Annotated in this window: 10 protein-coding genes; 5 read left to right on the top strand and 5 right to left on the bottom strand. The window is 71.0% G+C overall.

The window, feature by feature from the left end; translation table 11 throughout:
- Positions 1-76: 76 nt before the first annotated feature.
- From ABME01_RS02550 to ABME01_RS02540, 3 genes are all read right to left on the bottom strand, one after another.
- Positions 77-1,807 carry a glycerol-3-phosphate dehydrogenase/oxidase gene (locus tag ABME01_RS02550; protein ID WP_353826780.1) on the bottom strand — a complete coding sequence of 577 codons (1,731 nt, stop codon included), beginning with the start codon at positions 1,805-1,807 and terminating at the stop codon, positions 77-79.
- A gap of 144 nt (positions 1,808-1,951) precedes the next feature.
- Complete coding sequence (locus tag ABME01_RS02545) at positions 1,952-3,076, bottom strand: GuaB3 family IMP dehydrogenase-related protein (protein WP_353826779.1); 1,125 nt, start codon at positions 3,074-3,076, stop codon at positions 1,952-1,954.
- A 61-nt stretch (positions 3,077-3,137) separates the two neighbouring features.
- The gene (locus tag ABME01_RS02540) at positions 3,138-4,838 is read right to left on the bottom strand and encodes an ABC-F family ATP-binding cassette domain-containing protein (RefSeq protein WP_353826778.1); all 1,701 of its coding nucleotides are present in this window, start codon (positions 4,836-4,838) and stop codon (positions 3,138-3,140) included.
- Between the two features lie 139 nt (positions 4,839-4,977).
- Between ABME01_RS02540 and ABME01_RS02535 the strand changes: the two genes are divergently transcribed.
- On the top strand, positions 4,978-6,135 hold the full coding sequence (locus tag ABME01_RS02535) for a MalY/PatB family protein (RefSeq protein WP_353826777.1): 1,158 nt from the start codon (positions 4,978-4,980) through the stop codon (positions 6,133-6,135).
- Positions 6,136-6,162: 27 nt separating this feature from the next.
- Here the strand turns inward: ABME01_RS02535 and guaB are convergent, their stop codons facing one another.
- Positions 6,163-7,665, bottom strand: a complete 1,503-nt coding sequence (gene guaB / locus ABME01_RS02530) for an IMP dehydrogenase (RefSeq protein WP_353826776.1) — start codon at positions 7,663-7,665, stop codon at positions 6,163-6,165.
- Between the two features lie 350 nt (positions 7,666-8,015).
- Between guaB and ABME01_RS02525 the strand changes: the two genes are divergently transcribed.
- The 4 genes from ABME01_RS02525 to ABME01_RS02510 are packed head-to-tail and all read left to right on the top strand — an operon-like array spanning position 8,016 to position 11,893.
- Positions 8,016-9,236 (top strand): ABC transporter permease subunit, encoded by a 1,221-nt coding sequence (locus ABME01_RS02525; protein ID WP_353826775.1) that lies wholly within the window; start codon positions 8,016-8,018, stop codon positions 9,234-9,236.
- A 15-nt stretch (positions 9,237-9,251) separates the two neighbouring features.
- Positions 9,252-10,232: a branched-chain amino acid ABC transporter permease gene (locus ABME01_RS02520; protein WP_353826866.1), complete on the top strand. Its 981-nt coding sequence runs from the start codon at positions 9,252-9,254 to the stop codon at positions 10,230-10,232.
- Positions 10,222-11,136, top strand: a complete 915-nt coding sequence (locus ABME01_RS02515; RefSeq protein ID WP_353826774.1) for an ABC transporter ATP-binding protein — start codon at positions 10,222-10,224, stop codon at positions 11,134-11,136. The genes ABME01_RS02520 and ABME01_RS02515 overlap by 11 nt, the downstream gene beginning before the upstream one ends.
- Positions 11,123-11,893 carry an ABC transporter ATP-binding protein gene (locus ABME01_RS02510; RefSeq protein WP_353826773.1) on the top strand — a complete coding sequence of 257 codons (771 nt, stop codon included), beginning with the start codon at positions 11,123-11,125 and terminating at the stop codon, positions 11,891-11,893. Before ABME01_RS02515 ends, ABME01_RS02510 begins: the two co-directional genes overlap by 14 nt.
- A gap of 813 nt (positions 11,894-12,706) precedes the next feature.
- Here the strand turns inward: ABME01_RS02510 and ABME01_RS02505 are convergent.
- Entirely contained in the window at positions 12,707-14,011 is a 1,305-nt protein-coding gene (locus ABME01_RS02505; RefSeq protein ID WP_353826772.1) for an ABC transporter substrate-binding protein, read from the bottom strand.
- Positions 14,012-14,063: the final 52 nt, after the last annotated feature.

The following is a 14,063-nucleotide window of genomic DNA, read 5'->3' as shown; positions in this document are numbered from 1 at the left end:
AGCGGCCGGCCCGCGATCCGCGCGGTCGGACGGCGGACGCCGCGGGGCGCCGGCCCCGCGGCATCCGCTCGCCTCGTCAGTCGACCGAGACGATGTCGGGCGCCTCGAGCCGCACCCGGTCCGCCGACTCGTCGTCGGGCTGCTCCTGCGAGGCGCGCTCGGCGGCGACGCGCTGCAGGTACCGCTCGACCTCGAGGGCCTCGCGCTCGGCGTCCCAGCCGAGCACGCCGGCCATGAGCTTCGCGGCGACCGGCGCGGCGGACACGCCGCGGTCCCAGGCCTCGATCGAGATGCGCGTGCGCCGGGCGAGCACGTCGTCCAGGTGCAGCGCGCCCTCGTGCGAGGCCGCGTACACCATCTCGGCGCCGAGGTAGTCGTCGGCGCCCGGCAGTGGCTCGCCGAGCTCCGGCGTCTCGCGGATCAGGTCGAGCAGTTCGTCGGTCATGGTGCCGTACCGGTTCAGCAGGTGCTCGATGCGCACCTTGTGCACGCCGAACGCCCGGGCGATCTTCCCGCGCTTGTTCCACGCCGCCTGATAGCCCTCCGCGCCGAGCAGCGGGATGTCCTGCGTCGTCGACTTCGGCACGCGCCCGTCGAGCGCGTCGGCGGCGGCGTCGATCGCGTCCTTCGCCATCACCCGGTACGTGGTCCACTTGCCGCCGGCGACGACGACGAGGCCCGGCACGGTGTGGGCCACGACGTGCTCGCGCGAGAGCTTCGAGGTCGACTCGCTCTCGCCGGCGAGCAGCGGACGCAGCCCCGCGAACACGCCCTCGACGTCCTCCCGCGAGAGCGGGATCGCCATCACGGCGTTGACGTGCTCGAGCAGGTAGTCGATGTCGGCCGCGGTCGCGGCGGGGTGCGCCTTGTCGAGGTTCCAGTCGGTGTCGGTCGTGCCGATGAGCCAGTGGCGCCCCCACGGGATGACGAACAGCACGCTCTTCTCGGTGCGGAAGATCATGCCCATCGCCGACTGGATGCGGTCGCGGGGCACCACGAGGTGGATGCCCTTCGAGGCGCGCACCTTGAACGTGCCGCGCTCGCCCACCATCCGCTGCGTGTCGTCGGTCCAGACGCCGGTCGCGTTGACGACCTGCTTGGCGCGGATCTCGAAGTGCTCGTCGGTCTGCAGGTCGTGCGCCTTCACGCCGACCACGCGCTCACCGACCTTCACGAACCCCTCGACCTTGACGCGGCTGGCCACGTGCGCGCCGTAGAACGACGCCGTCCGGGCGAGGGAGGCCACGTACCGCGCGTCGTCGACCTGCGCGTCGTAGTAGGTCAGCCCGCCGACCATCGAGTTGCTCGACAGCGACGGGATGGCCCGCATGACCTGCCGCTTCGAGAGGTGGCGGTGGTGCGGCACGCCCGGCGGGCGGCCGCCCGTGTAGCTGAAGACGTCGTAGAGCAGCATGCCCGCGCCGACGTACAACCGCTCGAACACCCGCTTCTGCAGCGGGTAGAGGAATCGCACGGGCTTGACCAGGTGCGGCGCGATCCGCTGCAGCAGCAGGCCGCGTTCGATGAGCGCCTCGCGCACGAGGCCGAAGTCGAGCTGCTCGAGGTAGCGGATGCCGCCGTGCACGAGCTTCGAGGACCGGCTCGACGTGCCGGACGCCCAGTCCCTGGCCTCGAGCAGCCCCGTCGAGAGCCCTCGGGTCACCGCGTCGAGCGCGGCCCCCGTGCCCACGATCCCACCGCCGACCACGAGGACGTCGAGTTCCTTCTCCTTGAGGCGGGCGATCGCCGCCTCCCGCTCCTCCGGTCCGAGCTTGTTCGAACGCGTCACCGTCTTCAGTCTCGCCATCGTGGCTCCCCATCCCCGGGCGGACCGCGGCGGCACCGCCCGTCCGTCCCCACGCTACCCGCTCCCCCTGCCGCGGTGCCATGGAATCTGCTGGGATGCGACGGGGTCGACGACGGACCCCCCGCGGGTGTATCGAGCCGGCGACTACACCGCCTGGTAGGGGGCGACGACGACCTCGACGCGCTGGAACTCCTTCAGGTCGGAGTACCCGGTCGTGGCCATCGACTTGCGGAGCGCCCCGACGAGGTTCGCGGTGCCGTCGGCCGCAGGTGCCGGACCGTACAGGATCTCCTCGAGCGGGGCCACCTGGCCCACCTGCACGCGCTGTCCGCGCGGCAGCTTCGCGTGGTGGGCCTCCTGGCCCCAGTGCCATCCGCCGCCGGGGGCGTCGGTCGCGCGCGCGAGCGCCGCGCCGAGCATGACCGCGTCGGCCCCGCACGCGACGGCCTTGACGATGTCGCCCGCCGCGCCCACGCCGCCGTCGGCGATCACGTGCACGTACCGGCCGCCGGACTCGTCGAGGTAGTCGCGGCGCGCGCCGGCGACATCCGCCACCGCGGTGGCCATCGGGGCGTGGATGCCGAGGGTCGCGCGCGTGGTCGACGCGGCGCCGCCGCCGAAGCCCACGAGGACGCCCGCCGCGCCCGTGCGCATGAGGTGCAGGGCCGCCGTGTACGTCGCCGCGCCGCCCACGATCACGGGCACGTCGAGCTCGTAGATGAACTTCTTGAGGTTCAGCGGCTCCTGGTTCTTCGACACGTGCTCGGCCGAGACGGTCGTGCCCCGGATGACGAAGAGGTCGACGCCGGCCGCGACGACCGTCTCGTAGAGCTCCTGGGTGCGCTGCGGCGAGAGCGCGCCGGCGACGGTGACGCCGGCGGCGCGGACCTCCGCCAGCCGGGCGGTGACGAGGTCGGGCTTGATCGGCTCCGCGTAGAGCTCCTGCATGCGCGCCGTGGCCTGCTCGTCGGGGAGGTTCCGGATCTCGGCGAGCGCCGGCTCCGGGTCCTCGTAGCGGGTCCAGAGTCCCTCGAGGTCGAGCACGCCGAGGCCGCCGAGCTGGCCCATCATGATCGCCGTGCGCGGCGAGACCACCGAGTCCATCGGGGCCGCCAGGAAGGGGATGTCGAACTGGTACGCGTCGATCGACCAGCCGACCGAGACGTCCTCCGGGTCACGGGTGCGCCGGCTCGGCACGATGGCGATGTCGTCGAACGCGTAGACGCGACGGCCCCGCTTGGAGCGGCCGATCTCGATCTCCTGGGTCACCCGTCAACCCTACCGAAGGGCCCCGGCGAGCGACACGGATGCCTCGTCGGCTGCCCGCGTCTCAGCGTGCCCGTGCGACGCGCGCCTCGTCGAACACCGCCTCGTCCGCCTCGACGACCTCGCCGTCCGAGCGGAAGACCAGGTACCGGTCGAACGCCCGCGTGAACCACCGGTCGTGCGTGACGGCGAGCACCGTGCCGTCGAAGCGGGCGAGCGCGTCCTCGAGCGCTTCGGCGGAGACCAGGTCGAGGTTGTCGGTCGGCTCGTCGAGCAGCAGCAGCGTCGCGCCCGAGAGCTCGAGCAGCAGGATCTGCAGTCGCGCCTGCTGCCCGCCCGAGAGGGCCTCGACTCGCTGCTGCGCGGCGCCCGCGAGTCCGTACCGGTCGAGTGCCGAGCTCGCGGCCTCCCGCGCCATCCCCTCGCGGTTCGCATCGCCGCGATGGAGGATGTCGAGCAGGGTGCGCCCGCGCAGGCCGGGCAGCTCGTGGCCCTGCGCGAACCACCCGGGCACGACCCGGGCGCCGAGCACGGCCCGACCCTCGTGCGGCACGACCGCGAGGCTCGCGCCGACGTCGGTCCGGTGGCCCTTGGCCGGATCGGGGTCCGTGCCGCCGGCCGCGAGCAGGCGGAGGAAGTGCGACTTCCCCGACCCGTTCGAGCCGAGCACGGCGACCCGGTCGCCGTACCAGACCTCGAGGTCGAACGGCCGCATCAGTCCGCTGAGCTCGAGTCCCTCGCACACCACGGCCCGCTTGCCGGTGCGCGATCCTCGCAGCCGCATCGACACGGCCTGCGCCGGGGGCCGTTCCTCGGGCGGGCCGGCCTCCTCGAACCGGCGCAGCCGCGTGAGCGCGGCCTGGTAGCGCGAGGCCATGCCGTCGTTGTACGTGGCCTTGACCTTCAGCGTCCGGACGAGCTGCTCCAGTTGCGCGTGCTGCTCGTCCCAGCGGCGACGCAGCTCGTCGAGCCGCGCGAACCGCGCATCGCGCGCGGCGTGGTAGCCCCGGAAGCTCCCGCCGTGCACCCAGGCCGTGCTGCCGGCGGCGCCGACCTCGAGCGTGACGATCCGATCGGCCGCCCGGGCGAGCAGCTCGCGGTCGTGCGAGACGAGCAGCACGGTCTTCGGCGTGGCCTTCAGCTGCTGCTCGAGCCACCGCTTGCCCGGCACGTCGAGGGAGTTGTCCGGCTCGTCGAGCACGAGCACCTGCTCCGGCCCGCGGAGGAGCGCCTCGAGTGCCAGCCGCTTCTGCTCGCCGCCCGAGAGCGTCGACAGCTCGCGCCACCTGGCGCGTTCGAACGGCACGCCGAGCGCGGCGACCGTGCAGCGGTCCCAGACGACCTCCTGGTCGTACCCGCCCGCCTCGGCGTACTCGGCCAGCGCCGACGCGTAGCGCATCTGCGTCGCCGTGTCGTCGGCGTCGATGAGCGCCTGCTCGGCCGCCTCGAGCTCGATCGCGGCCGCGCGGACGCGTGCGGGGGCGACGGACACGAGCAGGCCGTGCACGGTGCGGTCGACGCCGTCGACCACCTCGCCCCGACCCACGAACTGGTCCATGACGCCGAGGCCGCCCTCGACCTGCACGCTGCCCTCGTCGGGCCGGAGCTCGCCGCGGATGATCCGCAGGAGCGTGGTCTTGCCCGCGCCGTTCTGCCCGATGAGGGCCGTCCTCCGACCCTCCGCGACGCGGAACGCGAGGTCGGAGAGCAGCGGCCTGCCGTCGGGGAGGGAGAAGGAGACGCCGTTGACGTCCACGAAGCCCATGGTGCGCCGATTCTGTTGGAGATCGCGGCCGAGCCGCACCGCCCGACGGGCAGCCGACCAGACTACACAGCCCGGTTGCGTGCCGCGAGCAGCGGCGATCCCGGTGGCGGGCCGGGCCGCCCGGGGGCAGGCTGGGGCCATGCATCGCGTCGCCGCCGATCCGCTCGACCAGCTCCGCACCCGCACGAGCGCGAAGTGGCGCAGCTACGACGCCGACGTGCTGCCGCTGCCGATCGCGGAGATGGACTTCCCCCTCGCGGAACCGATCGCCGAGGCGCTGCACGCCGCCGTCCGCCGCTCGGACACGGGGTACAACTGCGGGAGCCGGCCGGTGGCCGAGGCGTTCGCGCCGTTCGCCGCCGACCGGCTCGGCTGGGAGATCGACCCCGCGCGCGTGGGCTGCGTCTCCGACGTGAGTGCGGGGATCGTCGAGATCCTCCGCCGCGCCGTGCCGGCCGGTTCCGGGGTCGTGATCACGCCGCCGATCTACCCGCCGTTCTTCGACCTCGTGACCGAGGCGGGGGCGCGCGTCGTCGACGTGCCGCTCGCGGGCGGCATCGACGCCGGGTGGCGCCTCGACCTCGACGGCATCGGGGCCGCGTTCGAGCGCGGCGCGCGCGCCATGGTGCTCTGCAACCCGCACAACCCGGTCGGGTTCGTGCCGACCCGTGACGAGCTCGCCGCGCTCGCCGACCTCGCGGCCCGGTTCGACGCGACGATCGTCGCGGACGAGGTGCACGGGCCGCTGGCGCAGCCCGAGTCGCCGTACGTGCCGTTCCTGACGGTCTCGGATGCCGCGCGCGAGCACGGGCTCGCGGTGACCGCCGCCAGCAAGGCCTTCAACCTCGCCGGCCTCAAGGCCGCCATGGTCGTGACGGCGAGCGCGCGCGGGGACGCCGTCCGCGAGTCGTTCCCGTACGAGGTCGAGTGGCGCATGGGGCACTTCGGCGCGATCGCGTCGATCGCCGCCTTCCGCCACGGGGCGACCTGGCTCGACGGCGTCATCGCCGCGATCGACGACAACCGCCGGCTGCTCGCAGACCTGCTGGCCGACGAGCTGCCGACGGTGCGGTACCGGATGCCGGAGGCGACCTACCTCGCCTGGCTGGACCTCAGCGCGCTCGGGTGGGGCGACGACCCGGGCGCGGTCGCGCTCGAGCGCGCCCGTGTCGCGCTGGCCAACGGACCGCACTTCGGCGCCGAGGTCGGGCGCGGGCACGCGAGGCTGAACCTCGCGTGCTCGCCCGAGGTCCTCTCGGAGGCGATCACCCGGATCGCCGACGCGCACGACGCCTGAGGCCGTCGCCGGGCCGGGCGGCCGGGGTCAGCGCGTGTAGTTCGGCGCCTCGACGACGAACTGCACGTCGTGCGGGTGCGACTCCTTGAGGCCGGCGGGCGTGATCCGCACGAAGCGGCCCTTCGTCTTCAGCTCCGCGACCGTGCGCGCGCCGACGTAGAACATCGACTGGCGCAGGCCGCCGACGAGCTGGTAGGCCACCGCCGAGACGGGGCCCCGATAGGGCACCTGGCCCTCGATGCCCTCGGGGATGAGCTTCTCGTCGCTCGGGACGTCGGCCTGGAAGTAGCGGTCCTTGGAGTACGACGTCTTCTTGCCGCGCGTCTGCATGGCGCCCAGCGAGCCCATGCCCCGGTACGCCTTGAACTGCTTGCCGTTCTGGAAGACCAGCTCGCCCGGGCTCTCGGCGGTGCCCGCGAGGAGCGAGCCGAGCATGACGGTGTCGGCGCCCGCGACGAGGGCCTTCGCGATGTCGCCCGAATACTGCAGGCCGCCGTCGGCGATGAGCGGCACGCCCGCGGGCTTCGTGGCCCTGGACGCCTCGTAGACGGCGGTGACCTGCGGCACGCCGACTCCGGCGACCACGCGCGTGGTGCAGATCGAGCCGGGGCCCACGCCCACCTTGACGGCATCGGCACCCGCGTCGACGAGCGCCTTGGCGCCCTCGTAGGTGGCGACGTTGCCGCCGATCACGTCGATGTGCGCGAAGGTGGGGTCGGCCTTCAGGCGGCGGATGATGTCGAGCACGCCGGCCGACTCGCCGTTGGCGGTGTCGACCACGATCACGTCGACGCCGGCATCGCGCACGGCCTCCGCGCGCTCCCAGGCCTCGCCGAAGAAGCCGATCGCGGCGCCGACGCGGAGTCGGCCCTCCGAGTCCTTCGTCGCGTTCGGGTACTGCTCCGACTTGTCGAAGTCCTTCACGGTGATCAGCCCGGTGAGTCGGCCCGCGTCGTCGACCAGCGGCAGCTTCTCGACCTTGTGCTGCGCGAAGATCGCGACCGCCTCGTCCGGGTCCATGCCGACCCGGCCCGTGATCAGCGGCGCCGTCGTCATCACGTCCGCGACCTTCGTGGTCGGCTTCTCGAAGTCGGAGACGAAGCGCATGTCGCGGTTCGTGATGATGCCGACCAGCACGCCGTCGGCGTCGACCACCGGAAGGCCGCTCACGCGGTACGTCGCGCACAGTTCGTCGACCTCGGCCACGCTGGCATCCGGAGTCGTCGTGACCGGGTTGGAGACCATCCCCGACTCGCTTCGCTTCACGCGGTCGACCATGTCGGCCTGCTCGGCGATCGAGAGGTTGCGGTGCAGGATGCCGATGCCGCCCTGGCGGGCCATGGCGATGGCCATGCGCGCCTCGGTCACGGTGTCCATCGCCGCGGAGAGCAGGGGCGTGGCCACGGTGATGCGCTTGGTCAGGCGCGAACTGGTGTCGGCCTCGCTGGGGATCACGTCGGTGTGCCCCGGCAGCAGGAGGACGTCGTCGTACGTGAGTCCAGTGAATCCGAACGGATCGGCCTGATCCATGTCGCCCCTTCGTTTCGAGTCGTGCTCGATCGCCCGCGGTCCGCGGGTCGCGGGCACGGGCGCATCGTCGCGGTACAGGAAGTTTAAGCGAGTTTGCGCGCGCGGCATTCCCCGGATAACAATCGAGGGCCGTTTGTGCCCCGCTGCGAAACACCTGGGACATAATCGGGTCGTACTGTGACGACGTCGTCGCAGGAAAGGCGAACCCGGCCGACCCCCATGCCGGGACCTTTGGAGGTTCAGTGGAATCCACGCAATCAGTCCGCCCACGCTCACGTGGGAGGTGGCTCCTCCTCCTCGGACTCCTACTGTCCGCACTCACTCTGTCCGGCATCGCAGCGTCCCCTGCGATGGCGGACGAAGGGGGTACGGACGCGGAGCCCACCGCGGAGGAGTTCGAGTTCTTCTTCACCGGCAACGTCCAATTCGAGGGTGACCCCCTCGAAGGCGTGCGCATCACGGTCGAGGGCAGCGGCTTCGAGGCCGAGACCGAGACCGACGCCGACGGGCGCTGGCAGGTCGGCGTCCCCGAGAAGGCCGAGTACGAGCTCACGCTCGACGAGGACACCCTTCCCGACGGCGTCGTCGTCGAGGACGGACAGGCCACGGTCACGTCCGAGTTCGGGCTCACGAGCCGCAAGGCGGTGAACTTCTTCCTCGGCGAGGGCCAGCGGGTCACCGTCAACCTGTTCGACCAGATCATCGAGCGCACGGTGAACGGCATCAACTTCGGCCTGCTCCTCGCGCTCGCCGCGATCGGGCTCTCGCTCATCTTCGGCACCACCGGCCTGTCGAACTTCGCGCACGCGGAGCTCATCACGTTCGGTGCGTTGATGGTCCTGACGTTCGGAGTCGATCTCGCGTGGCCCCTCTGGCTCGCGATCATCGCGGCGCTCGTGCTGAGCGCGGCGCTCGGATGGACCCTGGACGCCGGGCTCTGGAAGCCGCTCCGGCGCCGGGGCGTCGGCGTCATCCAGCTGATGATCGTCAGCATCGGCCTCTCGCTCGCGATGCGGTACACGTACCAGTTCTTCTACGGCGGGTCGACGAGGCAGCTGCCCGGAGCGACGCTTCCCTCCGACATCCGGTTCGGTCCGGTCGCCCTCTCCTGGGTCGACGTCGTGAGCATGGCGGTCAGCGTCGTGGTGCTGCTCGGCGTGGCGTACTTCCTGCTGCGCACGCGCACGGGCAAGGCGACGCGCGCGGTGTCCGACAACGCACCGCTCGCCGCGGCGAGCGGCATCGACGTCGACCGCGTCATCCGGATCGTCTGGGTGCTCGGCGCACTGCTGGCGGGTCTCTCCGGCATCCTCTGGGCCTACTTCCGCCCCGGGGTCAGCTGGGACATGGGCTTCCAGATCCTGCTGCTCATCTTCGCGGCGGTCACCCTCGGCGGACTGGGCACCGCGTTCGGCGCCCTCGTCGGATCCCTCATCGTGGGCCTGTTCGTCGAGCTGTCGACGCTCTGGCTCCCGAGCGACATGAAGTACGTCGGTGCGCTGGTCATCCTGATCCTCGTGCTGCTGTTCCGGCCCCAGGGAATCCTCGGCCGCCAAGAGAGAATCGGATAGGAGGCCCGCGACATGATCGACTGGGGAGCAATCTTCGGAAACGCGGCGATCGAGCTGATCAGCCCGACGACCGCCGCCTACGCCCTGGCCGCACTGGGTCTCGCGATCCACTTCGGCTTCACCGGCCTGCTGAACTTCGGTCAGGCGGGATTCATGCTGCTCGGCGCCTACGGGTACGCCATCCCGGCACTGAAGCTCGGCTGGCCGTGGTGGGCGTGCATCCTGTCCGCCCTCGTGGCATCGGTGATCTTCGCGCTCATCCTCGGTATCCCGACGCTGCGGTTGCGGGCGGACTACCTCGCCATCGTGACCATCGCCGCAGCCGAAGTGCTGAGGCTGACGTTCACGACGAACGAGTTCCAGCCGGTGACCGGTTCGGCCAACGGCCTCTCCGAGTACCAGCGCGACCTGCTCACGCTGAACCCACTGCCCGACGGGCGCTACGGGTTCGGTCCGTGGGTGTTCAGCGACCGCGCCTGGTTCTTCCTAATCATCGGATGGATCGTCGTGATCCTCGCCGCGGTCCTCACGTGGCTCCTGATGCGCAGCCCGTGGGGCCGCGTGATCAAGGGCATCCGCGAGGACGAGGACGCCGTGCGCGCCCTGGGCAAGAACGTGTACTCGTACAAGATGCAGAGCCTCATCCTCGGTGGCCTGTTCGGAACGCTCGCGGGCATCATCTTCGTGCTGCCACGCGCGGTGGTGCCGAGCTACTTCCAGCCGACGCTGACGTTCTTCATCTACGCGATCCTGCTGCTGGGCGGGGCCGCGACCATCCTGGGGCCGATCCTCGGTTCCATCGTCTTCTGGGTGCTCCTCTCGTTCTTCTCGGGCTTCGTCGCCCGAGCGGTCGAGGCGGGATGGCTGCCGTTCATGACACAGGTCCAGGCCGGTCAGCTGCGGTTCATCCTCGTCGGCGTGGCGATCATGTTGCTCGTGGTCTTCATGCCACAGGGCATCCTGGGCAACAAGAAGGAGTTGGCCTTTGTCAAGTGAGAACACTCCCAGTGCCAAGCCGGTGAAATCGACCGGCCTCCACGTCGGCGAGCCCGCCCCGGGCGTCAAGAAGGTCGACCCGATCCTCGTGGCCGACGGCGTCAAGCGCACCTTCGGCGGCCTCACGGCGGTCGACGTCGAGCACGTCGAGATCCCGCGGAACGCCATCACGGCGCTCATCGGGCCGAACGGTGCCGGCAAGACGACCTTCTTCAACCTGCTGACCGGGTTCGACAAGCCCGACACGGGAACCTGGTCGTTCGAGGGCCGTTCGCTCGCGCACGTCCCGGCGTACAAGGTCGCCCGCATGGGCCTCATCCGCACCTTCCAGCTCACGAAATCCCTCGGCCTGCTCTCGGTCATGGACAACATGAAGCTGGGCGCCAAGGACCAGGCGGGCGAGAACATCTTCCGCGGCCTCATCCCGTCGTTCTGGCGCAAGCAGGAGAACGAGATCGAGGGCAAGGCCGACGACCTGCTCACGCGGTTCAAGCTCGACGCGAAGAAGGACGACTACGCCGCGAGCCTCTCCGGCGGGCAGCGGAAGCTGCTCGAGATGGCGCGGGCGCTCATGAGCGACCCCACGCTGGTGATGCTCGACGAGCCGATGGCCGGCGTCAACCCGGCGCTGACCCAGTCCCTGCTCGACCACATCCTCGACCTCAAGGCGGAGGGCATGACCGTGCTCTTCGTCGAGCACGACATGCACATGGTGCGGCACATCGCCGACTGGGTCATCGTCATGGCCGAGGGCAAGGTCGTCGCCGAGGGCGACCCGCACGAGGTCATGCAGGATCCGGCCGTGATCGACGCCTATCTCGGAGCCCACCACGACTCCGACCTGGGCGCGACCGACACGGGCCATGTCACGGTGCTGAAGGAGCTCATCGATGACGAACAGTGAACCCACGACGACTCCGGTGATGGAGCCCGAAGGCGACATGGTCGTCGAGGTGCGCGACGTCACGGCGGGCTACCTGCCCGGCGTCAACATCCTGAACGGATGCTCGCTCACGGCCCGGCAGGGCGAGCTGATCGGCATCATCGGCCCGAACGGCGCCGGCAAGTCGACGCTGCTCAAGGCGATCTTCGGCCTCGTGAAGGTGCGCGAGGGCGGGATCTTCCTGCAGGACCAGGAGATCACCAACCTCAAGGCGAACAAGCTGGTCGCCAAGGGCGTGGGGTTCGTCCCGCAGACGAACAACGTGTTCCCGTCGCTCACCATCCAGGAGAACCTCGAGATGGGCATCTTCCAGAAGCCCAAGGACCTCAAGCACCGCCTCGAGTTCGTGACCGAGATCTTCCCGGATCTCAAGAAGCGACTCGCGCAGCGGGCGGGCTCCCTCTCGGGCGGTGAGCGCCAGATGGTCGCCATGTCGCGCGCCCTGATGATGGGTCCGCACGTCCTGCTGCTCGACGAGCCGAGCGCCGGCCTCTCGCCGGTGCGCCAGGACGAGGCGTTCCTGCGCGTCAAGGAGATCAACCGCGCGGGCGTCACGACCATCATGGTCGAGCAGAACGCGCGTCGATGCCTGCAGATCTGCGACCGCGGCTACGTGCTCGACCAGGGCCGCGACGCGTACACCGGCACTGGGCGCGACCTGCTCAACGACCCGAAGGTGATCGGGCTCTACCTGGGCACGCTCGGACAGGACGAGTAGCCCTCCGAGGGCGCCGGCAACGGGGGCGGGGATGCGAGGCATCCCCGCCCCCGTTCTCGTGCGCGGAGGCCTCTCGTGCGGCGCGTGCGACGTTCGCGAGCGTTCCCGCGGCCCCCGGGAGGGCCGAGTGCCGGGGCGCGACGTCGTGCGATGCCAGAAGCACCCGCCCAGGACAGGACGGGCGCGCGCCGGATGCTCGGCGGTGCCCACCGGCGGGATGGAGCCGACGGTACCGACCGCAGGTGCGGCGGCTCGCCGGCGACGGCCCCGACGCCGCCGGCGCTCCCGGGTCACGGGCGCCGCGACTCCGCGGGTGCGCCGCGACCGCGACGCAGCCGGACGGCGCAGCGCAGACGGCCGGCGCGGACGGCAGGGCAGGCGGGGCCGGCGCTCGGCCCGGCACGGGTGGCCTGGCGTGCGGCGTGATCAGAAGGCGCCCCAAGGCGTCAGGCGGCGTCAGGCGGCGGTCAGGCGGCGCCAGGTCGCGCAGGCGCCACCAGAACGGCGACGCGGCGTCCCGGCCGTCTGCCGGGGGCCGACGCGGGCAACGGCGACGCAGGTCTCGAGTCGCCATGACGCCGCGAGTCCGAGTGCGTACGTCGCAGCGACTGGGCGTAACCGGGCGATCAGGTGACCGGGCGGCCGGCGATCAGGTGACCGGGCGGCCGGCGATCAGGTGACCGGGCGGCCGGCGATCAGGCGATCGGGCGATCGGGTGATCGGGCGATCGGGCCGGCCACGACCGCGTCCGTGATCGCCCCGAGCACGCCGAAGGGCCCCGGCCGAAGCCGGGGCCCTTCGTGGGGTGAACGATCAGCCGTCGCCGATGCGCTCGTAGGTGTTGTCGTCCTTGTACTCGTAGATGCCGATGGTCGCCTCGGTCGGGTCGCCGTTCTCGTCGAACGTCACCGGGCCGGAGGGGCCGTCGTAGTCGATCTGCTGGCCCTCGGCGAGCAGCTCGGCACCGGCCGAGAAGGTGTCGACCGTCTCGCCCTCGCCCGAACCACCGGAGACCTGCTGCAGGTACGCCGCGATGTCGGCACCGTCGGTGCTGTTCGCCGCGTAGGCCGCGAGCGCGATCAGGATGAGCGCGTCGTAGGACTCGGCCGCGTAGCTGTAGTCGGTCAGGCTCGAGTCGACCTCGAGCAGGCGGTCGGTGAAGTCACCGAGCGTGCCGACGTCGAGACCGGGCAGCGTGCCCTTCGAACCGGTGACCAGGCCCGGAGCGAAGTCCGCGCTGTAGTCCGCCAGGTTGCCGTCGACGAAGTACAGCTGGTCACCCGGGTAGCCGGAGCCGACGAGCGCCGGCGTGATGATCTTCGCCTGATCGAACGTGATCAGCGCGATCGCGTCCGGGTTCTGCGCGGTGACCTCGGAGATCTGCGCGTCGAAGCTCGAGTCGCCCTCGTTGAAGAGCGCCTCGGCGACGACCTCGCCGCCGGCGGCCTCGAACGCGTCCTTGGTGAACTGCGCGAGACCGGTGCCGTACGCGTCGTTCAGCACGATCATGCCGAGGGTGGCGTTGCCGTCCTCCGCGATCAGGTTGCCGAGGACCTCGCCCTGCAGCACGTCGGACGGAGCCGTGCGCCAGTACAGGTTGTTGTCGTCGTAGTCGGTGAAGTCCGCCGAGGTGTTCGCCGGCGAGAACTGCACGACGCCGGCGGCGACGATCTGGTCGATGACGGTCTTCGAGACGCCCGACGAGGCCGCACCGATGATCGCCGACACGTCCTGCGAGAGGAGGTCGGTGACCGAGACGGTCGCCGTGTCGGTCGTGGTGTCGCCCGAGTCGCGGTAGACGACCTCGACCGTCATGCCCATGTCGGCGTCGTTGATGTCCTGCGCGGCGAGCTCGACGCCGGCCTCCTCAGGCGGGCCGAGGAAGGCCAGGGCACCCGACTGCGGCAGGATCGTGCCGACCTTCAGGGTCAGATCGCGGTCACCCGCCTCGATCGACTGCGCGTCGCCGGACGCCGCGGGCGCCTCCGACTCGGCCGGTTCGGTGTCGCCGCCCGTGCTGCACGCGGTGAGGAGGAGGGCGGAGACGCCAGCGATGGCGACGCCCGTCCAAGCCGCGCGAGTCGAGCGCGAGGCATTGGCCCTCGCGAATACGCTCATGATGCTCCTTGGGACTGAAGGATCGGTACACAATCAGCGCCTGACGACGCCG

Origin of the sequence: Agromyces litoreus, from assembly GCF_040496015.1 — a bacterium.
GTDB lineage: Bacteria > Actinomycetota > Actinomycetes > Actinomycetales > Microbacteriaceae > Agromyces > Agromyces litoreus.
The sequence above is the reverse complement of the archived record's forward strand: the minus strand, read 5'-3'. Positions and strand labels throughout refer to the sequence as shown.

Coding starts and splice junctions, on each gene's coding strand:
- ABME01_RS02550 (WP_353826780.1), bottom strand. CDS start 1,807: ATGGCGAGACTGAAGACGGTGACGCGTTCGAACAAGCTCGGACCGGAG.
- ABME01_RS02540 (WP_353826778.1), bottom strand. CDS start 4,838: ATGGGCTTCGTGGACGTCAACGGCGTCTCCTTCTCCCTCCCCGACGGC.
- ABME01_RS02535 (WP_353826777.1), top strand. CDS start 4,978: ATGCATCGCGTCGCCGCCGATCCGCTCGACCAGCTCCGCACCCGCACG.
- guaB (WP_353826776.1), bottom strand. CDS start 7,665: ATGGATCAGGCCGATCCGTTCGGATTCACTGGACTCACGTACGACGAC.
- ABME01_RS02525 (WP_353826775.1), top strand. CDS start 8,016: ATGGCGGACGAAGGGGGTACGGACGCGGAGCCCACCGCGGAGGAGTTC.
- ABME01_RS02510 (WP_353826773.1), top strand. CDS start 11,123: ATGACGAACAGTGAACCCACGACGACTCCGGTGATGGAGCCCGAAGGC.
- ABME01_RS02505 (WP_353826772.1), bottom strand. CDS start 14,011: ATGAGCGTATTCGCGAGGGCCAATGCCTCGCGCTCGACTCGCGCGGCT.